This is a genomic window from Allobosea lathyri (genome assembly GCF_900108245.1).
GTDB classification, from domain to species: domain Bacteria; phylum Pseudomonadota; class Alphaproteobacteria; order Rhizobiales; family Beijerinckiaceae; genus Allobosea; species Allobosea lathyri.
Genome location: NZ_FNUY01000021.1, coordinates 33,479 through 55,859 on the forward strand (window position 1 = coordinate 33,479; position 22,381 = coordinate 55,859).

Below are 22,381 nucleotides of genomic sequence, written 5' to 3' on the forward strand. Positions count from 1 at the left end.
TCCAGATTCCGGCGGCAGGTCCAATCCCGCTGCGCCGCGATTTGGCCCCTATTACGGGCGATGGCTTCGCCGGGAGTGCCAGTGGTGCCGGGCGCCGCGCATTCACAATGCGTTAACCATGATCGCCCAGGTTCCCGCCTCATGCAGAGGAAGCCGTTTTTGACGCGACGCATGACCCTTTCGGCCTTGCTTGCAGCTGTGGCGATGGTGATCGGGCTCGCTGGGCCGGCACGCGCCCACCCCCACGTCTTCGTTTCCGCACGTGCCGAAATCGTCTTCGCGCCGGACGGCGCGGTAACGGCGCTGAAGCACATCTGGAGCTTCGACGAGGCCTATTCCGCCTATATCACGCAAGGGCTCGACAAGAACGGCGACGGCAAGCTCACGCCCGACGAACTGGTCGAACTTGCCAAGGTGAACATGGATTCGCTTCCCGATGTCGGCTTCTTCACCACGGCCAAGGCCAATGGCAGGCCGCAGGAGTTCGGCGTGCCCCATGACGCCAGCCTGTCCTTCGAGAACAAGATCCTGACACTGACCTACACGCTGCCGCTGAAGACGCCCGTGCGCGCCATTCGGTCCATAGGGCTGGAGATCGGCGATCCCACCTATTTCGTCGCCTTCGATATCGTCGACGGGGCGGACGCCGTGATCACGAAGGATGCGCCGAAGGGCTGCGTCGTGCGCATCGCACGGCCGCCCAAGCTCGACGCGGAAACCCAGCAGAAACTGGCCCAGGAGGACATCACCGCCACGCCCGACACGAGCGGCCTCCAGGTCACCACGCGCGCGCTGGTCGCATGTCCCTGAATCCTCCGCGCCCTGCCCCGCTGCAATGGCCCGCGCTGTCGCGCCGCCTGATCGTCATCGGCATCGCGCTGGCTGTCGTCGCAAGCGCGCTGGCGCTGCTGGCCTATCTCATCGCCACCGTGAGCCCACCACCCCCGCCCCCGCCGCGCAACCCGTTCGGCACGGCCCTGCCGCGCGAGGCGCTGCCCTCGACGACGGGGTTGAGCGGGTTGATCCTGTCCTGGCAATCCAGCTTCTATCGTGAGCTCACCGCGACCCTGAAGGCCGTCAGGGAGAGCCCCGCCGCGCTGTGGAGCCTGCTCGCCCTCGCCTTCGGCTATGGTGTCTTCCACGCGGCCGGCCCCGGCCATGGCAAGGCGGTGATCTCGGCCTATATCGTCGCCGACAACCGCAGCCTGCGGCGCGGATTGGGGCTGAGCTTCGCGGCCGCGATCCTTCAGGCGCTGGTCGCGATCACGCTGGTCGGCGTGCTCACCCTGGTGCTGCGGGCGACAGCACAGACCATGAGCGCCACCACGAACCTGATCGAGCAGGCGAGTTTCGCCCTCGTCGCATTGGTCGGCATGCTCGTGCTCTGGCGCAAGGCCGGTGCCCTGCTCGCGCTCGGCCATGGCGCGCAGGCGCATGACCCGACCTGCGACCATGTTCATATGCCCGGTCCCGACGAGATCGCCCGCCTGCGCAACTGGCGCGAAATGGCGGGCATCGTCTTCGCCGCCGGCTTGCGCCCCTGCGCCGGTGCGCTGATCATCCTGGTCTTCGCGGCCTCACAAGGCTTGCTCTGGGCCGGGATCGCCGGAACCTTCGCAATGGCGTTGGGCACGGCGCTGACCACGGGCGCACTGGCCGCAGTGGCCGTCTTCTTCAAATTCGCGGCGCTCAAGTTTGCCGGCGGCGGCAGCCTGCGCAGCGCCCGGATCATCGCCGGGCTGGAATTGCTGGCAGCGGCCTTCGTCGCGGTGCTGGGCGCGGCGCTGTTTCTTGGGCTGCTTGCCGGCGGGGCAGGTAGCTAGAGGAAGCCGCATCTAACGCGGAAGCCCGCCGTCATCCTGGGCGCCCGAAGGGCGTCCCGGAATCCATCAAAGGGCCGGACATTGCCCTATGATGGATCCCGGATCTGCGCGGCTTTGCCGCTTGTCCAGGATGACACTGTGTTTCCGACCCGAGACGGCACATGCGCCCTCGAGCAGCCACGCCCTACTTCGTCACAGCCTCATAGGTGAACAGCGTCGAGTTGTCGTCGTCGGGCATGAAATAGGCCCGCACGCCCTGCCCCGTCGGCTCCACCCAGAACGGGTTCTGCGTCATCGGCAGCCCTGATGGCGACCAGAGCTCGATCGGGACCTGGAAGACCGGCCGGTTGTCCTTGAGGTCGACGATCTCGAATCCACCAAGGCGGAAAATCGGGCCATCCTTGGAGGCCCGGTAGTTGTTCAGCCCGGAACAGAGCATCCGGCTCGTGCCGATGAAATGGCAGTCCTGATAGTCGATATAAAGCGCCGGGTTGATGACGCGCAGTTGCTCGGGCGGTGTCGCGGCATTCGTCACCTTGCCGGCCGCGTCGAGCGGCCAGGCATAGAAGCGCCGAGAGCCCCAGCTGACCCCGTGAAGCGACTTGGCGTCGGTGTTGTGGACGATACCGCCGATATGATCCTTGTAGCGGAAGACCTCGGTCGCTTTCATCGTCTGCGGATCGACCTTGTAGATAATCGACTGGCTGTTGGGCCGGTATTCGGCGACGGGTACCCAGATATCCTTGCCGTCGAAGTCGATGCCGCCAGGATGATAGATCGAGCCTTCGCCCAGCGTGATGTCGGCCAGCAGCTTGCCCTGCGCGTCGAACTTGAAGAGATGGCCGACGCCCTCTCCGGTATCGCGATCATAGCCATCCTGCAGGGCGGGGTAGCGCGTGGTCGGCTTCCTGATATCAACCGACGAAACGTAGAAGGCATCGCCGATCTTGAGCATGCCCTGCGGATGAAAGGTCGGGAACTGCAGCGTGACCGCAGCGGTCTGCTGCCATGGCGTCGCGCGCGTAAGCGTCTGGACGAGCCCGTTGAGTGCGGAATCGGCTGCGAAGGCCGGTTGACTAAGCGCCAGGCTTCCCGCCGCGATCAGCCCCTTGATCCACATCTTCATGGTCGCTCCCTGCTCCGCCATGCGATCTGGTTGTGAGCGATGCCCGCATCCATGCAGGAGAGCAGTTACCCGGCTCGGGTAACAACCCTGAGACAACGGAGCGAACAGCATTCGACCGCTGTAGCGCCAAGCCCGCTAAAATTAGCCGGCAAGAGGGTCGTTCGCAAGCACGATCGGCTTGCCATGCGGCGTCGCTTCCGCCGCGCGCGCCCATGACGCCGCCAGAGCGTCGACCCCGTCATGCGAGGTCAGCCCCTTGGCAATCAGCAGATGTTCCAGCGCCTCGCACCAGCGCTCGTAATAATCGGAGCCATCGCGACAGCCGCCAGCCGCAACCGCCTCACGTATTTCGGCGCCGAGCGCCTGCGCCCATTCGTCGGCCGTGAACACGCCTCGGTTCTGCAGGGCAACGACAAGCGCAAAGGCCTGCGCCTGCCATGGCTCGGCAAAGACGGGGCCCTCAGCGTCGCGCGGGATCGGCGTGCCCGCGAACAGCGCCTCGGACAAAGCCGCATCAGGCCGGTTCAAGATAGCTCTCCCAGGCTTCGATGCTGACGCTAGTCGCCGAATCGGCATCCCGACCCCAGAGTTCGGGGCCGGTAAAGACGACCGTGTAGAGCCACTGCGCCGTCTCCGGCGCACCATGTGCGCCGGTATCCGGAAAGACATGGCAGCCGCTGACGCGCTCGACGATACCCGTCTTGCCGCGCGCATAACGCGGCAGCCGGGTGTGATGCTGCGGATGCATCACGATGGTGCGCACGGCGTCGCCGACCGAGAACGCAGGCCGCGCCTTCGGCTCGCGCTCATAGGGGAAGCCGCGACGCAGCACGGCGGCGACGTCCTCGCCCTTGAGCACGCGCTTGGGCTGGCGGGGCGTCTCGATCGCCTTCCCCTCCGCCAGTTCGTGCTCGCTGACGAAACCATGCCGCACCAGCAGGCCCTGCAGGCCCGCAAGCCAGATCTGGTAATAGGAGAACGAGAGATAATCGGCCGGCGGGATGCTTTCTCGCGCATGCCGGCTCTCGTCGATGCTCCATTGCCCCATCGCGCCGGCGGCCACGTTGAGCGCCAGCACCCGCTTCTCCCACTCGCCATGGAAGATCGGCTCGTTGGGCTCGGGCTTTACCGGGCCGAACCCCATCTGCCCGCCGAGATCCTGCCCGCCATTCATGATGCAGCGTCCAGTTGGGGCAGGCCGGTGCCAATCATCGAGTCGCGCGTGACGATGGCTGCCAGCTGCTCCTCGCTCCAGCCTTCCGTGCCGGCCGGGCGCAGGGGAATGACGAGGAAACGCGTCTCGGCGGTCGAATCCCAGACGCGGATACGCTGCCCTTCCGGGAGCGTTACGCCGAAATCCGCAAGCACGCCGCGCGGATCGATCACCGCCTTGGATCGATAGGGCGGCGATTTGTACCAGACCGGCGGCAGGCCCAGCACCGGCCACGGATAGCAGGAGCACAGCGTGCAAACGATCAGGTTGTGTTCCTCGCACGTGTTGAACACCGCCACGATATGTTCGCCGCCGCGCCCGCCATAGCTGAGTTCGGCGACAGCCGCAGTGCCGTCCGCCTTCAACCGCTCAGCATAGGCCGGATCGGTCCAGGCTTTGGCGACCACGCGCGCGCCGTTGCGCGGCCCGACCTTGGTCTCATAGGTCTCGATGATCGCATCGAGCGCGGCGGGATCGACATAGCCCTTTTCGACCATCAGCGATTCCAGCGCCTTCACCCGCGCTTCGATCGGAGTGAAGTGATTGTCGTGGTCGTGATGATGATGGTCGTGGTGATCGTGTCCGCTCATGGCAACCTCCTCAGTCGATCCTGCTCCTCAAGCGATCCTCGTCAAGCGATCCTGATCCGCGCCGCCCGCTCGAACTTCACCGCGAAGGCGACAAGCGATTTGTCGGAACCTTTGGGGCCGATCAATGACAGGCCCAGCGGCGCGCCTTCCCGCTGCGCCACCGGCACGGTGATCTGCGGAAAGCCAGTGAGCCCGGACAGGCAGAGCAGCCGCAGCGCCCTATTGCGGAAATCCTCGAGCTCCGGCTCGGCCGCGCTGACCAGCGGCGCGATATCGGGCACCGTCGGCAGGATCAGCACGCCGTCGGAGCCAAGCTGCTTTGCCAGCCTGGCGCGGATGCTCTTTCGAACCGTCTCGCCCTTGGCATAGTCGGCATCGCCGACGGCTTTCGAGAAGGCAAAGCGCTCCGCGACGCCCGGCCCGAGCGGCGGCCCGAAACGATCGATCATGGCACCATCCGCGATCCAGGCCTCGCGACCCTGGATCCAGCGGAAGGCCCAGTAGAGCGCATCGAGATCGCGCGCGACCTTCACGCCCTCGGGCTGTCCAAGCGCGGGGATCGTGCGCTGCACGACATTGCGCAGAATGGTCTCGGCCTCCGGCACGGCCTGGGCGAACAGGTCCTCCGCCAGGAGCAGGCGCGGCAGCTCGGGCAGCTCGACGCGGTCTTTTCCCAGAACGACCAGGGCGACGCGCGCGAAAGTCTCACCGTCCCGCGCGAACCAGCCCGGCGTGTCCAGGCTCTCCGCCAGCGGCCAGGCGCGCTTCAGGGAGAGGCGGCCATGTGTGGGCCGGATGCCGAAGAGGCCGCCATAGCTGGCCGGTGCACGCACCGAACCGCCGGTGTCGGAGCCAACCGCGATATCAGCCAGGCGGCCCGCAACCGCCGCCATCGAGCCAGACGAGGAGCCCCCGGTAATGCGCTCGGGCGCGGCCGGATTGATCGGCGAGCCGAAATGCGCGTTCTTGCCGTTCAGCGAAAAGGCGAGCTCGTCAGTATGCGTCTTGCCGACGAAACGCGCGCCGGCATCGAGCAGCGTCTTCACCATCGGCGCGGTTTTGGTCTTGATGCCGGACTGGGCCAGCACGATCGGCGAACCAGCCCCTGTCGGATAGCCCTTGACGTCGAACAGGTCCTTGACCGCCAGGGTCAGCCCGGTGAGCGGGCCGGTCGCCGCGTTTTTCACATGGGCGTCGGGATAGGGAACGAAGCAGCGAAACGGATCGTCGAACGTCATCGGTTTCAAATCCCCCTAGCGTCGCCATCGGAGCGCGGATCATGCGTCGCTTCGACATGGCCCTTGGGATGTTTCAGAAGCATCCCGGCATGCCCGAACTGATCGGAATAGGCTTCGCTGTACTCCTCGACCGGATGGCTGGCGGCGGTCAGACGCGCAAGCAGCATCGGGTCGAACCGGCTCTCCAGCTTGAGCGACAGCGAGCCCGCCCCCCAGGTCTTGCCGAAGAGCCAGCGCGGCGCATCGACCGCAGTGGCGAGGTTCTGGCCGAAGCGATAGCGCGACAGGATCTGCGCCTGAAACTGCGGCTGCCCATCTCCCCCCATCGCGCCATAGGACAGGATGCGGCCATCGTCGAAGCGGGCGAAGGCGGGGTTCAGGGTATGGAACGGCTTGCGGCCGGGTGTCAGCGGATTGACCGCCTTCTTGTCGAGCGAGAACGAGACGCCACGATTTTGCCAGTGCACGCCTGTCTTGGGCAGGATGCAGCCCGAACCGTATTCCCAGTACAGCGACTGGATATAGGACACCGCCATGCCCTTGCCGTCGATCGCGCCCATCCAGATGGTGTCGCCATCGCCCGACTTCAGCGGCCAGTTCGCGGCGCGCTTCCGGTCGATCGCCTCGGCCTCGCGGGCAAAGACCGCATCGGTCAGGAAGTTCGCGGGATCGACCTTCATATGAGCGGGATCGGTGATGTGCCGGTCGCGGATCGCGAAAGCCCGCTTCGTCGCCTCGACCAGACCGTGATGGTGGTCGAAGCCCTCGGCGCGGCTCACGCCGAGCTTCTCGAAGATGCCGAGGATCAGCAGCGAGGCCAGCCCCTGCGTCGGCGGCGGGAAGTTGTAGACGGCAAGGCCCGGCAGCTTCATCGCGAGCGGTTCGACGAGACGCGCCCTGAAGGCTTCCATGTCGGCACGCGTGATCGGAGCCCCAATCGCGTCGAGATCGTTGGCGATCTCGCGGCCGACATCGCCGCGATAGAAGTCGTCGAGACCGGCATCGACCAGCTGCTTAAACGTCTCGCCAAGCGCATCGGGCTTGCGGCGCGCACCGGCCTTCGGCTGCTCGCCGCCAGGCCAGAAGAATTCGCTGAACCCCGGCGCAAGCTTGGCCTCCTCGACCTGCTGTGGCCAGGTGCGAAGCTCGGACGCCGACACCGCATAGCCCGCGTCGCAATGGGAGATCGCGTTCGCCAGCAAATCCCTGAGCGGCATCCTGCCGCCAAGGCTCTGCGACAGCTCCAGCGCCGCCTGCCAGCCGCCGACAGCTCCGGCGACCGTCACGGCAGCGTCGGCGCCGCGTGCCGGGATCGTGTCGTGGCCCTTCTCGCGATAGCGCTCGATCGTGGCAAGCGAGCCGGCCGAGCCACAAGCCTCGATCGCGTGGACCTTGCCGCCCGGCTGATGCACCAGCCAGAACCCGTCGCCGCCGATCGCGTTCATATGCGGGTAGACCACCGCGATCGTCGCGGCCATGGCAACCATCGCCTCGATCGCATTGCCGCCCTCGGCGAGCACGGCGCGCCCTGCTTCCGATGCGAGATGGTGGGGGGCGGCAGCGGCGGCCGAGCCGAAAACAGGCGTATCGATCATCAGGGGCTTTTCAATCTCGACGAGGGCTACCATCTTGGCCGGGAGGCGCGATTTTGTTGCATGCCGCGACGTGCTCCGCTAGGTGCGTCCTGCGCATGGGCATTTTGGGCCTTCGCGTTTGAGGAATGACAGCATGGCCGCGAGGCACATCAACTGGCGCACCCTGATCATGGTGGTGTCGCTCGGAATCCTGATTGCGGTCGAATTGTTCGGCGTCGCGCTGGCATCGGGCTGGGCCCTGGCCGGCTTGTTCGATCTCGGCCATATCGTCGGCTACGTGCTGATGGCACTGTTCTCGGCCCTTGCCGCTTACGCGATGTTCAATCTGATGCGCCGGGTCCTCAAGGTCGAGCGGCTGACCAGCTGAGCCTCAATCGCAGGCTCGCAAGGTGACCGGGTCGGCCTCGGCCGGCAGATAGCTCCCCATCGCCCGGCACGCCCCGGCAATACAGACCTGCCAATCTGCCGTGGCGCCAGAGCGGCGCATCACGACCTCGCGCTGCGCCGGCAGCGCCGGCGTCCAGCGCCAGAACCCGTCGACCAGCCTTGCGCCATCGGGCGGGTCCATGCCCGCACCTGAGCCCTCTACGCGTGCTTCGATCAGGCGGATGCCGCCGGGCGTATCGCGCCAGACCTCTTCCCACAGCGTCTTCTGCACCGAATGCCGCCAGCGCAGCGTGATCTCGTCACCGCCGAGCGCAACGACGAGCATGCCGGCCGCCAGGCACAGGCTCATGCCAGGCTGCTGGCCCGCTCCTCGGCACGTGACGCCCACCAGTGGCGGACCGTCAGCGCAAGCGCGAGCGCATAGCCAAGCGGGTCGCTATAGGGGAACTCGCCGAACAGGAAGACGGCCGCGGCAAAGCAGAGCACCCGCTCGACGACAGTGAGACGGCTGAAGAGATAGCCGATCGCCACCATGCCGAAGAGCGCGATCGCGACCCCGGCCTTGAAGGTGGCGTAGACGACTGCGGGCCAGAAGCCGATCACATTCGCCATCGGATCGCCCGCCTGCAGCATCAAGGCCGGCGAATACACCGCGATGAAGGGGATGACGTAGCCGGCGAGCGCGACCCGCATGGCTTCCCAGCCGATCTTGTCGGGGTTTTCCTTGGCGATCGGCGCTGCCGCGAGCGCCGCCAGCGCCACAGGCGGCGAGAGGTCGGCCATGATGCCGTAATAAAACGCGAACATGTGGCTGACGATCAGCGGCACGCCGAGCTTTTCCAGCGCCGGAGCCGCCAGTGCCGCGACGATAATGTAGGTCGGGATCGTGGGAATGCCGGTGCCGAGCAGGATCGACAGGATCATCGTCAGGACGAGCGCCAGGAACAGGCTGTGCTGGCCGAGACCGATGATCCACGCCCCGAAGGTCGTGCCGATGCCGGTCTGCGTCATCAGGCCGATGATGGTGCCGACGATCGCGCAGGCGATACCGACGGGAAGCGCCGTCTTGGCGCTGTCTGCCAGTGCATCGCGGCAGATCAGCAGCGTGGCGCGTCCGCCGATCGTGAGCCCATTGAGCAGGATCAGCGCCGCGATCAGCCCGGCGACGATCTTGACGTCCATGCCGTCCTTGAACAGCGCAGCCGCGATCAGCCCAAGACCGACCCAGAAGATCACCCGCAGGCTCGTTGATTTCAGGCCGAGCGCAACGCCAGCGCCGAGCAGCAGACCGACCGTCAGTGCCAACCCCATCGTGCCGGCAAAAAGCGGCGTGAACCCGTGGAACAGCATGAAGACCAGAACGGCCAGCGGCAGCGCCAGATACCAGCGCTCTTTCAGCGCCTTCAGCGGCTTCGGCAGCAGGCTGCGCTCGATGCCCTTGAGGCCATGCTTGCCGGCTTCCAGATGCACCATCCAGAAGGCCGAGGCGAAATAGAGCACGGCCGGGATGACGGCTGCCTTGACGATCTCGGAATATTCGACGCCGAGCGTCTCGGCCATGATGAAGGCGGCTGCACCCATCACCGGCGGCATGATCTGCCCGCCCATCGAGGCCGTGGCCTCGACACCGGCGGCAAAGGCGCGGCGGTAGCCGAACTTGATCATCAGAGGAATCGTGAACTGCCCGACGGTCACGACATTGGCGACGCCGGAGCCCGAGATCATGCCCATCAGGCCAGACGAGAACACCGCAACCTTGGCCGGGCCGCCGCGCGCGCCGCCGAACAGCCCAAGCGAGACGTCGTTGAAAAGATGGATCATCCCGGCCTTCTCGAGGAAGGAACCGAAGACGATGAACAGGAAGATATAGGTCGCCGAGACATAAATCGGCGTGCCGTAAAGGCCCTCGGTACCGAAGGAAAGATGGCCGATGATCTGGTCGAAGCCGTAGCCGCGATGGTTGAAGGGCGCGGGCAGATACTGGCCGAAAAACCAGTAGAGCAGGCAGACGCCGCACATGATCGGCAACGCATTGCCCATCAGCCGCCGCGCTGCCTCGAACACCAGGATAACGAGAAGCGAGCCGACGACGAGGTCCATCGTCGTGGGGTCGCCGTCGCGAATGATCAGGTCATTGTAGAAAATCAGCTGGTAAAGCCCGACGCCAAAACCGACCAGGCCCAGCGCCCAGCCGAACAGGCGCTCGGCCTCCGTCTTCGCCTTGAAATTGGCGACGAGGCCGAAGGAGAGCAGCAGCAGGAAGCCGACATGGATGCCGCGCACCGACTGGCTCGGCAGGAAATGCCAGGCAGAGATCAGGATCTGGAAACTGGCGAAGACGAGGGCGATGCCATAGGCGAGCAGTCCCCATTTGCCGGGGCCGAAGCCCGGCGGAAAGCCATGCTCGAAATTGTCGAGAGCCTCGTTCTCGATCGGCGCACCAGTGGCGCCCGAAAGCGCGTGCAACTGATCGGTGTCGGCTCCCGTCACGGACGTCTGCTGTGTCATCGCGCTATCCTTGAAAGCCGACCGCCGTCATGCTCGGGCCTGGCCCGAGCATCCTGGAAACCAGCAAACTGGTCATGAGATTCTCGGGCCAAACCCAAGAATGACGCCTTACGAGCCGGCCTTCAGGCCCTTTTCCTTAAGATAGCGCGCTGCACCCGGGTGCAGCGGCACCGGCATGCCGTCGAGCGCATTTTCGAGCTTGATCGCCTTGCCGGCCGAATGGGACGCGCCGAGCTCCGTGAGGTTCTCGAAGACGTTCTTGGTCATCTGGTAGACCAGCTCTTCCTTCACGCCTTCATGGGTGACGAGGTAGTTAACCACGGCCGCCGTGTTCACATCCGCTGTCTGGCCGCCATAGGTGTTGGCGGGGATCGGCGCGTTGATGAAGGGGGGGCCGGCCTTGTCGACGATGGCCTTGGGCACTTCGACGACGACGATTTCGACCGACGTCGCGAGGTCGCGGATCGAGGCGACACCAAGCCCGGCCGATTGCAGCGTCGCATCGAGCTGCCGGTTCTTCATCAGCTCGACCGATTCGGCGAAGGGCAGATATTCGATCTTGCCGAGGTCCTTATAGGACAGCCCCGCCGCATGAAGGATGGCGCGCGCATTCAACTCCGTGCCGGATTTCGGCGCGCCGACGGACAGGCGCTTGCCCTTGAGATCGGCCAGCGTCTTGATGCCGCTTTCCTTGGAAGCGACGATCTGCACGTAATTCGGGTAGATCGCGGTGATGCCGCGCAGTTTCTTCAGCGGGCTCTTGAAGCCGGCATCCTCATCACCCTTCCAGGCGGCATCGAGCGAGTCGCCGAGCGTGAACGCAATCTCGCCGCGCCCCTGCTGGAGCAGCACGAGGTTTTCGACCGAGGCCTTGGTCGCCTGCACGGAGGGTCGGGTATTGGCGATCTTGTCGCCATAGATCTTCGAAAGCGCGACACCCATCGGGTAATACACGCCCGAGGTGCCGCCAGTCAGGATGTTGATGAAGTCCTGGGCACGCGCGGTGGCGGGGGCGAGGGCGAGCAGCGCAGCTGCGGCCATCCCGGCAAAACGCCGGGTCCTTGCAAGCGTTGTCATGGAGTCTCCCTGAAAATTATCCCGGCTCGTGCGGCCAGCTTGCCCTGTTGTAGTTCAGGCCCGGCACGAAGGGAAAGCGGAAGAAAACGAACGGCCTTCCGCCTTTAGCCCAATCTGTGCGACGGTTTCGCCATCATTCACGCCTAGGTCCGGACCTCCCGCCCGGTTGCCCTTGCCCCTTGGACAGGCTAGCCCGGCAATTCCATCTCCACACAGCAAGCGAGCCCCGTCAGACATGCCCGACCGCGCCAAGCCGCCGCTCCTCGACCGCCGCACCTTGCTGAGCAGCGCCGGCGCGACCGCGACACTGGCAGCGCTGGGCTTCTCGCCCGCCGCTCTGGCGCAGCAAGGGCTTAAGCTCGGCTCGGCCGACGCATTCACCTTCGAGGGCCTGAAGGCCCGCGCCCGCGATCTCGCCGCCCAGCCCTATCAGGCACCGCCGAGCCCGCGCCCCGACGTGCTCGAACGGATCGACTACGACGCCCACGGCAAGATCAGGTTCAAGCCGGAGATGGCACTCTGGGCGAACGGTCCCTCGCCCTGGCCGGTGACCTTCTTCCATCTCGGCCGCTACTTCCAGAAGCCGGTGCGGATGCATGTGCTGGATGACGGCAAGGCTCGCGAGATCATCTACGACGAGAGCTATTTCGAGATGCCCGCGGATTCGCCGGCCCGCGACCTGCCGCAGGGCGCGGGCTTCGCCGGCTTCCGCTTTCAGGAGAGCCGCTCAGGCCATCCCGGTCGCAAGGGCGAAAAACTCGATTGGCAGAAGAACGACTGGGTCGCCTTCCTCGGCGCATCCTATTTCCGTGCCATCGGCGAACTCTACCAGTACGGGCTCTCGGCGCGCGGACTGGCGATCGACCCGGCGGTCGGAGGCAAGGCCGAGGAATTTCCGGATTTCACCCATGTCTGGCTCGAGACACCGCAAGCCAGCGCCGAATATGTCGTCGTCTATGCCCTGCTGTCGGGTCCGAGCGTGGCCGGCGCCTATCGCTTCCGCATGCATCGCGGCAAGGGCGTCACCATGGAGATCGAGACCGCGCTGCATCTGCGCAAGGATGTCGAGCGGCTCGGCATCGCCCCGCTGACCTCGATGTACTGGTATTCCGAAACGGCCAAGGCGACCGCCGTCGACTGGCGCCCCGAAGTACATGATTCCGACGGGCTGGCGCTCTGGACCGGAGCGGGCGAGCGCGCCTTCCGGCCGCTCAACAACCCCTCCCAGACCACCGCCTCCTCCTTCATGGACGAGAACCCGCGCGGCTTCGGCCTGATGCAGCGCGACCGCGAGGTCGGCCATTTCCTCGATGGCGTCTTCTATGAGCGCCGGCCGAGCCTTTGGGTCGAAACTCAGGGCGAATGGGGCCGGGGCGCGGTCCAGCTCATCGAGATCCCCACCGATGACGAGATCCACGACAACATCGTCGCCATGTGGGTGCCGCAGGCGCCGGCAAAGGCGGGAGCCGCCTATGCCTTCCGCTACAAGCTGCACTGGCTTGCCGACGAGCCCTTCCCGTCGACGCTGGGCCGCGTCGTCGCCACCCGGCTCGGCAATGGCGGCCAACCCGGCACGGCGCGGCCCAAGGGCGTGCGCAAATTCATGATCGAGTTCAAGGGGCCGGCGCTGGAGTCGATCCCCTTCGGCGTGAAGCCTGAGGTGGTGCTCTCGACCTCGCGCGGGAGCTTCTCCTACATCTTCGCCGAAGCAGTGCCCAATGACGTGCCCGGCCATTGGCGCGCCCAGTTCGACCTTACCGTCGAGGGCAACGAGCCGGTCGAGATGCGCTGCTTCCTGCGCGGCGGCGATGCGGTTTTGACCGAGACCTGGCTCTATCAGTATCGGCCGTTTTGAGGCTCTGCAGGAGCGCCTTCGATCAGGCGGTAAACCTCCCCGCCGGCAATTACGATCGACAGTGCCATGACCTGGGAAACGACGCCCAGCCCGACACGGGTAGGCAAGGCGGGTTCCTTCGCATTTTCTGGGTCTGCCAAGTCGAATCCGGCTAGAACGGCGACAATGATAGGAGCGAAGCCAATCAGGCCTACAATGATCATCGGCAGAATTGCGACCGCAGACACTCGCAGCGTCTGACCGGCTGTCCGCCTGTATGATTGCACGAGGCCGAGATCGAGCCGGCCGAGAGCCAGCGCCGAACATGTCAGCGTTGTCCTGACGATAATGAAGCACAATGCGATCGAGCCGACAAAGACAAAGCTGGCTCCAGCAAACGACCCGGTGGGAATCGCCGCTAGCAACTCGCTGATCAGCAGCACGGCGAAGGCGCAGAGTCCGTATCGGTACGTCGATACGGACAGGATCAGGCGCGGCGAAAGCGACACGATCTCGGAGCAGACCGTCTCCCGGACAGCCATGACGAAAACAGGGAGCCAGATCACCAATAGGATCGCCGATAGCAGCCATGACATGCCGAAGGCTGACGCGCTGCTTCGGTCGATCTCGTCTAGCCCCCACGCGGAACGCACAATTTCGAAGGGCATGGATAAAGCCAAGGTGGTCAGCAACAGGGCCGGATGCCTCGTCGCAAAGCGTAGCGTATTGCGGCAGGCGCGGCGCACCACAGACAGAACCGGAATTTTCACCGACACCCCCATGCCGTTACGTAAGAACGTAAAGAGTACACATCGAACGAAAATGCAACCCCTGGCTGTGGGTTTCGTCTTTTCCAAAGAGGTATTGGAGCAGCGCTTGCTTCCCAAAGCGCGTAACATTATATCATCTCATATGAGCCATCCGCACGCCCATGCCAGCCGCGCCGTCTCGGAAAATCCGGGCTGGTCGCTGCTGCGCCTGTCGGCATCGAGCCGCCTCGGGCTGGCGCTCGTGATCATCGGCGCGCTCTGGCTCGCCACGCTTGCCGTCATCCTGTGAAACCGCTGGTCGCAACGAAAGCCGTGTCGCCCGTGTCCGCCATTCGTCTCACCGATCTGACGCTCGGCTATGACCGCCATCCGGCGGTGCATCATCTGTCGGGCGAGATCGCCTCGGGCAGCCTGATCGCGATTGTCGGTCCCAACGGCGCCGGCAAGTCGACGCTGCTGAAGGGCATCGCCGGCGCCTTGTCGCCGCTGGAAGGCAGCATCGCAGTCAGCAAGGGCAAGCGTCTGGCCTATCTCCCGCAATCGGCCGATCTCGACCGCTCCTTCCCGATCCATGTCTATGACCTCGTCGCCATGGGCCTTTGGAACAGTGCCGGCATCTTCGGCCGCATCGGATTCAGCGCCAGGGCCAAGGTCGAGGAGGCGATTGCCGCCGTCGGCTTGACCGGCTTCGAGACCCGTCCGATCGGAACGCTGTCCGGCGGCCAGATGCAGCGCGCGCTCTTCGCCCGCCTGCTGCTGCAGGACGCCGACGTCATCCTGCTCGACGAACCCTTCACCGCAATCGATGCGCGCACCACCGCCGACCTGCTGGCGCTGGTCCAGCGCTGGCATGGCGAGAGCCGCACCGTCGTCGCCGTGCTCCACGACATCGAGACCGTCCGCCGCGCCTTTCCGCAGACGCTGCTGCTGGCGCGCGAGGCCGTGGCCTGGGGCGAGACCGGCGAAGTCCTGACCGCCGCCAATCTGCTCAAGGCCCGCCGCATGGTCGAGGCCTTCGACAGCCATGCTGCTCCCTGCGAGCGCGACGCCGCCTGATTCCAACCCGCCGTTTTGGCCTGTCCGTCATTGCGAGCGAAGCGAAGCAATCCAGCCGCATACACGCCATTCTGGATTGCTTCGCTTCGCTCGCAATGACGGGTGTGGCGCACGACGCTTGATGCCACCGACCGCCACGGAAAAATGCTGTCCTCCCTCTACGATCTCTTCATCGGCCCCTTCGCCGAATTCGACTTCATGCGCCGCGCGCTGGTTGGCATCATCGCGCTGTCGGTTTCCGGCGCGCCGATTGGCGTCTTCCTGATGCTGCGCCGGATGAGCCTGACCGGCGATGCCATGGCGCATGCGATCCTGCCCGGCGCCGCGATCGGCTATCTCGTCGCCGGCTTCTCGCTGCCGGCCATGACGATCGGCGGGCTTGCCGCCGGCTTTGCCGTGGCGCTCGCGGCCGGCGCGGTGGCGCGGCTGACGGTGCTGAAGGAGGACGCATCGCTGGCCGCCTTCTATCTGATCTCGCTGGCGCTCGGCGTCACCATCGTCTCCCTGCGCGGCTCGGCCGTCGATCTGCTGCATGTGCTGTTCGGCAATGTCCTCGCGCTCGACGACGATGTCCTGATCCTGCTGAGCAGCGTCGCGACCCTCTCACTGCTGACACTGGCTGCGCTCTATCGCCCGCTGGTGATGGAATGTGTCGATCCGGGTTTCCTGCGCTCTGTCAGCCGCTCCGGCGGGGTGGTCCATCTGACATTCCTCGCCCTCGTCGTGCTCAATCTTGTCGCTGGTTTCCACGCGCTCGGCACCCTGCTTGCGGTGGGCCTGATGATGCTGCCGGCCGCCGCCGCGCGCTTCTGGACGGCCGACATCACCCGGCTGATCCTGCTGGCCACCGGCTTTGGCATGCTCTCGGGCTATGGCGGGCTCGTGCTGTCCTATTCGGCCGGAGCCAATCTCCCGGCCGGCCCGGCGATCATCCTGGCCGCCGGCGCGCTCTATCTCGGCTCGCTCCTGATCGGTTCGCAGGGCGGACTTGCAAGACGCCTCTTGCCTCGCCCACATCTCCAGCGTTAGTAATGTTATAGTATTTCATTTCTGACTGGAGAGACGCCATGTCGAACCGACGCGAACTCGTCGCGGGCCTTGCCGCAGCATTGATCCTTGCCACCACGCCGATCGCGGCGCGGGCGCAGGAGAAACTGCCGGTCGTGGCGAGCTTTTCCGTCCTCGGCGACTTCGTGAAGGAGATCGGGGGGGACCGCGTCGCAGTGACCACGCTGGTCGGCCCCAATGGCGACGCGCATGTCTACTCGCCGACCCCCGCCGATGCGAAGAGCATGGCCGCGGCCAGACTGATCGTCGTCAACGGCCTGAAGTTCGAGGGCTGGCTGCCGCGCCTGATCAAATCCTCAGGCGCCAAGGGCGTCGTCGCGACCGCCACGACCGGCATCAAGCCGATCGAGGCCGCGGAGGAAGAACCTGCCGCCGGCAAGAAGGGTGCCGCCGCGCATAGCCATGACCATGGCCATGAAGATCCACACGCCTGGCAGAGCGTCGCCAACGCCAAGCTTTATGTCGCCAACATCCGCGATGCGCTGGGTGTCGCCGATCCCGCGGGCAAGGCGAGCTATGAGGCCAATGCCACCGCCTATCTCGCAAGGCTCGATGCGCTGGAGACCGAGATCAAGGCTGCGGTCGTGCGTATCCCTGCGGACCGTCGCAAGGCGATCACCTCGCATGATGCCTTCGGTTATTTCGTCAAGGCCTATGGCATCGAGTTCATCGCGCCACAGGGCGTTTCGACCGAGGCCGAGGCCTCGGCGAAGGATGTCGCGCGCATCATCCGCCAGATGAAGGCGGAGAAGATTCAAGCCGTCTTCCTGGAAAATGTCACCAATCCCCGCCTGATCGAGCAGATAGCGCGTGAAACCGGCGCCAGGATCGGCGGCCGGCTGTTCTCGGATGCGCTCTCCGACGCTTCGGGCCCGGCCGGGACTTACATCCAGATGATAAAACACAATATAAGCCAGATCGAAAAGGCGCTCGCCGCCGGTCCGGCCTGAGAGGCATATCCGCCAACCCATCGTCATCCCGGACAAGCTGCGAAGCAGCGCCGATCCGGGATCCATCGTAGAGCGCAGTTCCCTATGATGGATCCCGGATCTCCGCTTCGCTCCGTCCGGGATGACGGGTGGAGGATATAATCAAGGGTGCGGGCCTGCCCGGACCGCTATCTGAACCAGGATCGACCATGTCCGAAAAAATCCCCGTCACGGTGCTCACCGGCTATCTCGGCGCCGGCAAGACCACGCTCCTGAACCGCATCCTCACCGAAGATCACGGCAAGAAATTCGCCGTGATCGTCAATGAGTTCGGCGAGGTCGGCATCGACAACGAACTCATCGTCGGCGCCGACGAGGAGGTCTTCGAGATGAATAACGGCTGCATCTGCTGCACCGTGCGTGGCGACCTGATCCGCATCCTCGATGGGTTGATGAAGCGCAAGGGCAAGTTCGACGCGATCATCGTCGAGACCACGGGGCTGGCCGATCCGGCTCCCGTGGCGCAGACCTTCTTCGTCGACCAGGATGTCGGCGATGCAACCCGTCTCGACGCGGTCGTCACCGTCACCGACGCCAAATGGCTGACCGAGCGGCTGAAGGACGCACCCGAGGCGAAGAACCAGATCGCCTTCGCCGATGTCATCATCCTCAACAAGGTCGATCTCGTCTCGGCCGAGGAACTGGCCGAGGTCGAGGCCCGCATCCGCGCCATCAACCCCTATGCCAAGCTGCACAAGACGACGCGCTGCGACCTGCCGATAGCCAATCTGCTTGATCGCAACGCCTTCGATCTCGACCGCATTCTCGATATCGAGCCCGATTTCCTTGAGTCCGGGCACCATCACCATCATTCCGAGGATGTCCGGTCGGTCTCCTTCACCATCCCCGGCGATGTCGATCCGGAAAAATTCATGCCCTGGATCAACGACATCAGCCAGGTGCAGGGTCCCAACATCCTGCGCTCCAAGGGCATCCTCGCCTTCAAGGACGAGCCGCGCCGCTTCGTCTTCCAGGGCGTTCACATGATCCTCGACGGTGATCTCCAGCGCGACTGGAAGGTCGACGAGACACGCAACTCGCGTCTGGTCTTCATCGGCCGCGATCTCGACGAAGCGGAATTGCGCAAGGGGTTTTTGGCCTGCGCGGCGTGAAGTGCGCTCGTCATGCTCGGGCTTGACCCGGGCATCTCCTGCCTGAGATTCTCGGGTCGCCGCTTTGCGGCGCCCGAGAATGACGGCGTGGTTCCCTTGAAAAACAAGCTGCGCTAGACCCTGCCTCATGAACACCATCACCAAACCCGTCTCGCTGCGCGAACATGTCGTCCCCGTCGAAGCCGGGGCGCATGTCGTGGCGGCCCATTGGCTGAAAACCACTCTGGCGCTCGCCCTCGCGGACGGACGCGTGCTGCGCTGGCGCGACGGCACGGCTGAAACGGTCGAGGCCCATGCCGGCGGCATTCTCTGTGCCACCGGCGATGGCGAGCGGCTGATCAGCGGCGGCGATGATGGCCGCATGGTCGCGACCGGCGCGGACGGTGAACCGGCAGAGCTGGCGAAAGACCCAAAGCGTCGCTGGATCGACGCCGTCACCCTGTCCCCGACCGGCAGCATCGCCTGGAACACCGGCAAGACGGTCAATGCCTGCGACGACAAGGGCAGGGTCCGCTCGCTCGACGTCACCACGACGCCGCAGGGGCTGGTGCTGGCGCCCAAGGGCTATCGTCTCGCCATCGCACAGATGAACGGCGTTTCGCTCTGGTACCCCAACACCGAGGCCAAGCCTGAATTCCTGGAATGGAAGGGCTCGCATCTCGACGTGACCTGGTCGCCGGACGGGCGCTTCGTCGTCTCCTCGATGCAGGAAAACGCGCTGCATGGCTGGCGGCTGGGCGAGAAGCCGTCGCATATGCGCATGACCGGCTATCCCGCCAAACCGCGCTCGCTGTCCTGGTCGCATGACGGGCTCTGGCTTGCCTCCAGCGGGGCGGACGCCGCGATCATCTGGCCCTTCCAGGGCGAGGGGCCGACCGGAAAGGCCCCGCGCGAATGCGGCGCGCGCCACGCCAAGGTTACGCGCGTGGCCTTCCACCCAAAGGCGCTGGTGCTGGCGATCGGCTATGACGATGGCTGCATCCTGCTGGTCAGGCTGACCGACGCCTCCGAACTGCTAGTGCGCCCGGCGCTCAGGGACAGCGGCATCACCGCTTTCGCCTGGGACAAGCTCGGCAAGCGCCTTGCCTTCGGCACCGAAGACGGCGCGGCCGGCGTGCTCACCCTGCCGGCCCTCTGAGCCGCGCGATGCGCTTTGGCCTCTTCGGCAAAAGCAGCGCGGACAAGGCGCAGGCCGCACAGGCGGCAAACCGCATCAAGGCAGAAATCCGCGAGTTGTTCGGCCTGCCCGAAGCTGCCGCAATCGCAGTCAACGAGATCATCTGCGCCGACCCCGCCTGCCCCGGCACCGAGACCGTTATCCTGGTGATGAATCCGGGCGAAAAGACCAAGGCGTTCAAATTGCAGATGGCACTGGCGGAGGTAACGCGAGAGGCGCTGCTCGACCTGCTCCAGACCGACGCGAATTGACGTGGGGCAGAAACGACAGGGCATGGCCGTGCGTTGGGCGACGCGGCATGCTGCTGACATAACCTTGGGCGCGCCGGGCTAGGTTCGGCGCTGCCTTTCGCGAATACGGGCCTGCCATGCCACCCCGCAAGACCAAGCTCACCACGCTCTCTCAGGAACAGGCGCGCCGCATCTGGCTGCACGCCCAGCGCCTCGATACGCGCGAACCGTTCGGCTCCGGCTCAGAGGCCACGCAGGCTGCGGTCGAGCATCTCGGCTATGTCCAGATCGATACGATCAACGTGATCGAGCGCTGCCACCATCACATCCTGTATTCGCGCATTCCCGCCTATCGGCGCGGCGACCTGGCGCAGGCGCAATCGACCGCCAAAAGCGTGTTCGAGTACTGGACGCACGCCCTCTCTTATGTGCCGACCCGCGATATTCGCTTCTTCCTCGGCGCGATGAAAGCGCATCGCGACGAGCCGCGGCGCTGGTCGGCGGTCGGCGGCCGAGATGAGATCCGCAAGCTCGTCACCCGCATTCGCAAGGAGGGCGCGCTCACGATCCGCGACTTCGATGACGACGTCCTGACCGAGAAGGAACATCTCTGGGCCAGCCGCAAGCCCTCGAAAGGCCTGCTCGAGCGCGCTTTCTACGATGGTGACCTCGCAATCTCGGCGCGGGCCGGCATGCTCAAGACCTACGAGCTGATGGATCGGCATTTTGGTTGGGACAAGCGCCCGACGCCGGCCAGCGAACGGCAGGTGACGGCCTATCTGCTCGACCGGGCGCTGCGCGCACAAGGCGTGGTCAGCCTCGATTCGATCTGCCATCTCGACGCTCCCCGCAAGAAGGACGTCGCCGAACTGATCGCCGCGCGGGTCAAGCGCCGGGAACTCTTGGCCATACAGATCGAAGGCGCTGAAAAGGTCCCGCACTGGGCAAGCCGGCAGGTGCTTGAGGAGCCCGTCCAGCCAGAAGCCGACCTCGTCCACATCCTCTCGCCCTTCGATCCGCTGATCATCCAGCGCAAGCGGCTGAACCTGTTCTTCGGCTATCAGCACCTGTTCGAGGCCTATCTGCCCAAGGAAAAGCGGACCTATGGCTATTTCGCCCTGCCGGTGCTCGTCGGCGACAGGGTCGTGGCTGCGCTCGATCTGAAAACGGATAGAGCCGGCGGGAAGCTGCTCGTCCAGCAATGGACCTGGCTCGATGGCCAGGGAACGCCCGCGCTGAAAGCGCTCATCGAGGAGGAACTTGGCCGCTTCGAACGCTTCCAGCTCGCCAACGGCCCGTCCGAGGAACCCGTGCCAGCATCCGATCCTTCGGAAGCGGCTCTTTGAAACCCGCCGCAAAAATGTCGCGTTGATGGGAATTCCTGCGCCCGCCGAACGGCAAGCGCATGGAACCGTCGGGTGATCCAGACCCTCTTCGCCAGCCTGACACCCCTTGCATGCTTGGAAATCTGAGCAGTGCCGGCTATGGCGCTCCCACAGGTCAGAGCGCCCATGCCGGGCCTGCCAGCCGCAGCCTTGCTGCATCTGGCTCTCCTGGTCCTGCTGGCGCTGGCGGTGATGCCGCCACATGACAATGTGGCTCCGCTTCCGGAAAACATCGTCGACGTCGAGCTTCTGACACCCGGACAGTTCCAGGCGGCGATCACTCCGCCCCCCGTCGAGCCCCCGCTGCCTCAAACGCCACCTCTCCCTACGCGAGTAACGCCGGAACCGCCGGTGCGTGCGCAGCCTGATCCCGAGCCCCCCGCCGAGCCGGGCGCGATGATCAAGGCAAGACGTCTTCTGTCGGAAACGGCACTCGCCGACCCGCGCAGCCGGCAGGCACGGGAGATGCTTCCCCACCTCGCAGAAGATGAACGCGTCGAGCAGCTCTGCTCGATCGAGGCGATGAGCCAGATCCATGCCTGGAAGAAGGAGTTCGAGCCCGACAGGCTCGCCGCCTATGCCATGGCCGACACGAGAATTTCAGGCCGGATATTGCTGGCCGAAGGGGCTGCTTTCCGCAGCAAGCGGCGCTGGTACAATCTTCGCTTCAAATGCGAGTTCACTTCGGACCGAAAGCGGGTCGCCGCCTTCGAATTCCGCGTCGGCGAGGCCGTTCCATCGTCCCAATGGGAAGCGCGCGGCTTGCCGCCTGTGCATTAAATCAGTTCGCGTATAGCTTGGCTTGGAGCGTTGTCATCCCGGACAAGCCGCGAAGCGGCGCCGATCCGGCAACTGTGTCGTTTGGGGTCATGTCTGGAAGGCTGTGTTTGTTTTGAGCATGGCGTTGAGGACGGTGATGAGCTTTCTTGCGACGGCGATGATGGCGACTTTGGCGGCGGCGCTTCGGGCGCGGATGGTGTCGTAGAAGGTCTTGAAGCGCGGCGATGTCCGGATGGCGGCAAGCGCGGCCATGTAGAGGGCTCGCCGGACGCGGCGCCTTCCGCCCCTGATCATGCGCTGGCCGCGCCTGCGTCCGCTGTCGTTGTTGAAGGGCGCGAGGCCCGTCAGGGCAGCGATGGCCTTTGGCGAGACGTGCCCGAGTTCGGGCATCAGGGCGATGAGCGTGACCGCCGTGACAGGCCC

The 22,381-nt window shown here is 65.0% G+C and carries 24 protein-coding genes; 13 read left to right on the forward strand and 11 right to left on the reverse strand.

The genetic code is table 11. The features are described 5' to 3' along the window. Positions 1-171: 171 nt before the first annotated feature. Positions 172-810 (forward strand): DUF1007 family protein, encoded by a 639-nt coding sequence (locus C4S73_RS27170; protein WP_160115921.1) that lies wholly within the window; start codon positions 172-174, stop codon positions 808-810. Beyond that, positions 801-1,823, forward strand: coding sequence for a nickel/cobalt transporter (locus tag C4S73_RS27175; RefSeq protein ID WP_103875715.1), 1,023 nt, complete (start codon positions 801-803; stop codon positions 1,821-1,823). The genes C4S73_RS27170 and C4S73_RS27175 overlap by 10 nt, the downstream gene beginning before the upstream one ends. Positions 1,824-2,007: 184 nt before the next feature. On the opposite strand, the gene C4S73_RS27180 is transcribed toward C4S73_RS27175, so the two are convergent. The 6 genes from C4S73_RS27180 to C4S73_RS27205 form a co-directional block, all read right to left on the reverse strand. Continuing rightward, positions 2,008-2,949 carry a DUF6454 family protein gene (locus tag C4S73_RS27180; RefSeq protein WP_200828110.1) on the reverse strand — a complete coding sequence of 314 codons (942 nt, stop codon included), beginning with the start codon at positions 2,947-2,949 and terminating at the stop codon, positions 2,008-2,010. A gap of 141 nt (positions 2,950-3,090) precedes the next feature. Further along, positions 3,091-3,477, reverse strand: a complete 387-nt coding sequence (locus tag C4S73_RS27185; RefSeq protein ID WP_244595822.1) for a nitrile hydratase accessory protein — start codon at positions 3,475-3,477, stop codon at positions 3,091-3,093. Continuing rightward, positions 3,464-4,123, reverse strand: a complete 660-nt coding sequence (gene nthB, locus C4S73_RS27190; protein ID WP_103875717.1) for a nitrile hydratase subunit beta — start codon at positions 4,121-4,123, stop codon at positions 3,464-3,466. The genes C4S73_RS27185 and nthB overlap by 14 nt, the downstream gene beginning before the upstream one ends. Next, positions 4,120-4,752 carry a nitrile hydratase subunit alpha gene (gene nthA / locus C4S73_RS27195; RefSeq protein ID WP_103875718.1) on the reverse strand — a complete coding sequence of 211 codons (633 nt, stop codon included), beginning with the start codon at positions 4,750-4,752 and terminating at the stop codon, positions 4,120-4,122. Before nthA ends, nthB begins: the two co-directional genes overlap by 4 nt. A gap of 41 nt (positions 4,753-4,793) precedes the next feature. Continuing rightward, a complete protein-coding gene (locus tag C4S73_RS27200; RefSeq protein ID WP_103875719.1) occupies positions 4,794-5,990 on the reverse strand; it encodes an amidase in 1,197 nt (398 codons plus the stop codon). Positions 5,991-5,995: 5 nt separating this feature from the next. Further along, a complete protein-coding gene (locus C4S73_RS27205) occupies positions 5,996-7,585 on the reverse strand; it encodes a gamma-glutamyltransferase family protein (RefSeq protein WP_103875735.1) in 1,590 nt (529 codons plus the stop codon). Positions 7,586-7,718: 133 nt separating this feature from the next. Between C4S73_RS27205 and C4S73_RS27210 the strand changes: the two genes are divergently transcribed. Then, positions 7,719-7,952 carry a hypothetical protein gene (locus C4S73_RS27210; protein ID WP_200828111.1) on the forward strand — a complete coding sequence of 78 codons (234 nt, stop codon included), beginning with the start codon at positions 7,719-7,721 and terminating at the stop codon, positions 7,950-7,952. A gap of 3 nt (positions 7,953-7,955) precedes the next feature. On the opposite strand, the gene C4S73_RS27215 is transcribed toward C4S73_RS27210, so the two are convergent. The 3 genes from C4S73_RS27215 to C4S73_RS27225 form a co-directional block, all read right to left on the reverse strand. Next, on the reverse strand, positions 7,956-8,321 hold the full coding sequence (locus C4S73_RS27215) for a DUF1850 domain-containing protein (protein WP_103875720.1): 366 nt from the start codon (positions 8,319-8,321) through the stop codon (positions 7,956-7,958). Further along, positions 8,318-10,480 (reverse strand): TRAP transporter permease, encoded by a 2,163-nt coding sequence (locus C4S73_RS27220; protein ID WP_103875721.1) that lies wholly within the window; start codon positions 10,478-10,480, stop codon positions 8,318-8,320. Before C4S73_RS27220 ends, C4S73_RS27215 begins: the two co-directional genes overlap by 4 nt. Before the next feature lie 108 nt (positions 10,481-10,588). Continuing rightward, complete coding sequence (locus tag C4S73_RS27225) at positions 10,589-11,557, reverse strand: TAXI family TRAP transporter solute-binding subunit (protein ID WP_103875722.1); 969 nt, start codon at positions 11,555-11,557, stop codon at positions 10,589-10,591. 235 nt (positions 11,558-11,792) lie between these two features. On the opposite strand from C4S73_RS27225, the gene C4S73_RS27230 reads away from it, so the two are divergent. Further along, positions 11,793-13,412, forward strand: coding sequence for an OpgD/OpgG family glucan biosynthesis protein (locus tag C4S73_RS27230; protein ID WP_103875723.1), 1,620 nt, complete (start codon positions 11,793-11,795; stop codon positions 13,410-13,412). Here the strand turns inward: C4S73_RS27230 and C4S73_RS27235 are convergent. After that, positions 13,394-14,290, reverse strand: a complete 897-nt coding sequence (locus tag C4S73_RS27235) for a hypothetical protein (protein WP_146071521.1) — start codon at positions 14,288-14,290, stop codon at positions 13,394-13,396. The genes C4S73_RS27230 and C4S73_RS27235 overlap by 19 nt on opposite strands. A gap of 13 nt (positions 14,291-14,303) precedes the next feature. On the opposite strand from C4S73_RS27235, the gene C4S73_RS28405 reads away from it, so the two are divergent. From C4S73_RS28405 to C4S73_RS28835, 9 genes are all read left to right on the forward strand, one after another. Continuing rightward, a complete protein-coding gene (locus tag C4S73_RS28405) occupies positions 14,304-14,450 on the forward strand; it encodes a hypothetical protein (protein WP_160115922.1) in 147 nt (48 codons plus the stop codon). Positions 14,451-14,482: 32 nt separating this feature from the next. Then, the gene (gene aztA, locus C4S73_RS27240; RefSeq protein ID WP_103875737.1) at positions 14,483-15,217 is read left to right on the forward strand and encodes a zinc ABC transporter ATP-binding protein AztA; all 735 of its coding nucleotides are present in this window, start codon (positions 14,483-14,485) and stop codon (positions 15,215-15,217) included. A gap of 144 nt (positions 15,218-15,361) precedes the next feature. Beyond that, positions 15,362-16,246 (forward strand): metal ABC transporter permease, encoded by an 885-nt coding sequence (locus C4S73_RS27245; protein ID WP_103875738.1) that lies wholly within the window; start codon positions 15,362-15,364, stop codon positions 16,244-16,246. A 38-nt stretch (positions 16,247-16,284) separates the two neighbouring features. Further along, on the forward strand, positions 16,285-17,235 hold the full coding sequence (locus C4S73_RS27250) for a metal ABC transporter substrate-binding protein (protein ID WP_103875725.1): 951 nt from the start codon (positions 16,285-16,287) through the stop codon (positions 17,233-17,235). Between the two features lie 188 nt (positions 17,236-17,423). Next, the gene (locus C4S73_RS27255) at positions 17,424-18,386 is read left to right on the forward strand and encodes a CobW family GTP-binding protein (protein ID WP_103875726.1); all 963 of its coding nucleotides are present in this window, start codon (positions 17,424-17,426) and stop codon (positions 18,384-18,386) included. A 127-nt stretch (positions 18,387-18,513) separates the two neighbouring features. Then, positions 18,514-19,524, forward strand: a complete 1,011-nt coding sequence (locus C4S73_RS27260; protein ID WP_103875727.1) for a WD40 repeat domain-containing protein — start codon at positions 18,514-18,516, stop codon at positions 19,522-19,524. Between the two features lie 8 nt (positions 19,525-19,532). Continuing rightward, positions 19,533-19,814 (forward strand): hypothetical protein, encoded by a 282-nt coding sequence (locus C4S73_RS27265; RefSeq protein WP_103875728.1) that lies wholly within the window; start codon positions 19,533-19,535, stop codon positions 19,812-19,814. A gap of 116 nt (positions 19,815-19,930) precedes the next feature. Further along, complete coding sequence (locus C4S73_RS27270) at positions 19,931-21,139, forward strand: winged helix-turn-helix domain-containing protein (protein ID WP_103875729.1); 1,209 nt, start codon at positions 19,931-19,933, stop codon at positions 21,137-21,139. A gap of 165 nt (positions 21,140-21,304) precedes the next feature. Further along, positions 21,305-21,958, forward strand: a complete 654-nt coding sequence (locus tag C4S73_RS28835) for a DUF930 domain-containing protein (protein WP_244595823.1) — start codon at positions 21,305-21,307, stop codon at positions 21,956-21,958. An 87-nt stretch (positions 21,959-22,045) separates the two neighbouring features. On the opposite strand, the gene C4S73_RS27280 is transcribed toward C4S73_RS28835, so the two are convergent. Then, a partial coding sequence (locus tag C4S73_RS27280) for a transposase (RefSeq protein ID WP_146071522.1) occupies positions 22,046-22,381 on the reverse strand: 336 nt, incomplete at its 5' end.

Excerpts from the sequence above, each read along its gene's own strand:
- C4S73_RS27170 (WP_160115921.1), top strand. The coding sequence starts at position 172 with ATGACCCTTTCGGCCTTGCTTGCAGCTGTGGCGATGGTGATCGGGCTC.
- C4S73_RS27175 (WP_103875715.1), top strand. The coding sequence starts at position 801 with ATGTCCCTGAATCCTCCGCGCCCTGCCCCGCTGCAATGGCCCGCGCTG.
- C4S73_RS27180 (WP_200828110.1), bottom strand. The coding sequence starts at position 2,949 with ATGAAGATGTGGATCAAGGGGCTGATCGCGGCGGGAAGCCTGGCGCTT.
- nthB (WP_103875717.1), bottom strand. The coding sequence starts at position 4,123 with ATGAATGGCGGGCAGGATCTCGGCGGGCAGATGGGGTTCGGCCCGGTA.
- nthA (WP_103875718.1), bottom strand. The coding sequence starts at position 4,752 with ATGAGCGGACACGATCACCACGACCATCATCATCACGACCACGACAAT.
- C4S73_RS27200 (WP_103875719.1), bottom strand. The coding sequence starts at position 5,990 with ATGACGTTCGACGATCCGTTTCGCTGCTTCGTTCCCTATCCCGACGCC.
- C4S73_RS27205 (WP_103875735.1), bottom strand. The coding sequence starts at position 7,585 with ATGATCGATACGCCTGTTTTCGGCTCGGCCGCCGCTGCCGCCCCCCAC.
- C4S73_RS27210 (WP_200828111.1), top strand. The coding sequence starts at position 7,719 with ATGGCCGCGAGGCACATCAACTGGCGCACCCTGATCATGGTGGTGTCG.
- C4S73_RS27215 (WP_103875720.1), bottom strand. The coding sequence starts at position 8,321 with ATGAGCCTGTGCCTGGCGGCCGGCATGCTCGTCGTTGCGCTCGGCGGT.
- C4S73_RS27220 (WP_103875721.1), bottom strand. The coding sequence starts at position 10,480 with ATGACACAGCAGACGTCCGTGACGGGAGCCGACACCGATCAGTTGCAC.
- C4S73_RS27225 (WP_103875722.1), bottom strand. The coding sequence starts at position 11,557 with ATGACAACGCTTGCAAGGACCCGGCGTTTTGCCGGGATGGCCGCAGCT.
- C4S73_RS27230 (WP_103875723.1), top strand. The coding sequence starts at position 11,793 with ATGCCCGACCGCGCCAAGCCGCCGCTCCTCGACCGCCGCACCTTGCTG.
- C4S73_RS27235 (WP_146071521.1), bottom strand. The coding sequence starts at position 14,290 with ATGTTACGCGCTTTGGGAAGCAAGCGCTGCTCCAATACCTCTTTGGAA.
- C4S73_RS28405 (WP_160115922.1), top strand. The coding sequence starts at position 14,304 with ATGAGCCATCCGCACGCCCATGCCAGCCGCGCCGTCTCGGAAAATCCG.
- C4S73_RS27245 (WP_103875738.1), top strand. The coding sequence starts at position 15,362 with ATGCTGTCCTCCCTCTACGATCTCTTCATCGGCCCCTTCGCCGAATTC.
- C4S73_RS27250 (WP_103875725.1), top strand. The coding sequence starts at position 16,285 with ATGTCGAACCGACGCGAACTCGTCGCGGGCCTTGCCGCAGCATTGATC.
- C4S73_RS27255 (WP_103875726.1), top strand. The coding sequence starts at position 17,424 with ATGTCCGAAAAAATCCCCGTCACGGTGCTCACCGGCTATCTCGGCGCC.
- C4S73_RS27260 (WP_103875727.1), top strand. The coding sequence starts at position 18,514 with ATGAACACCATCACCAAACCCGTCTCGCTGCGCGAACATGTCGTCCCC.
- C4S73_RS27265 (WP_103875728.1), top strand. The coding sequence starts at position 19,533 with ATGCGCTTTGGCCTCTTCGGCAAAAGCAGCGCGGACAAGGCGCAGGCC.
- C4S73_RS27270 (WP_103875729.1), top strand. The coding sequence starts at position 19,931 with ATGCCACCCCGCAAGACCAAGCTCACCACGCTCTCTCAGGAACAGGCG.
- C4S73_RS28835 (WP_244595823.1), top strand. The coding sequence starts at position 21,305 with ATGCCGGGCCTGCCAGCCGCAGCCTTGCTGCATCTGGCTCTCCTGGTC.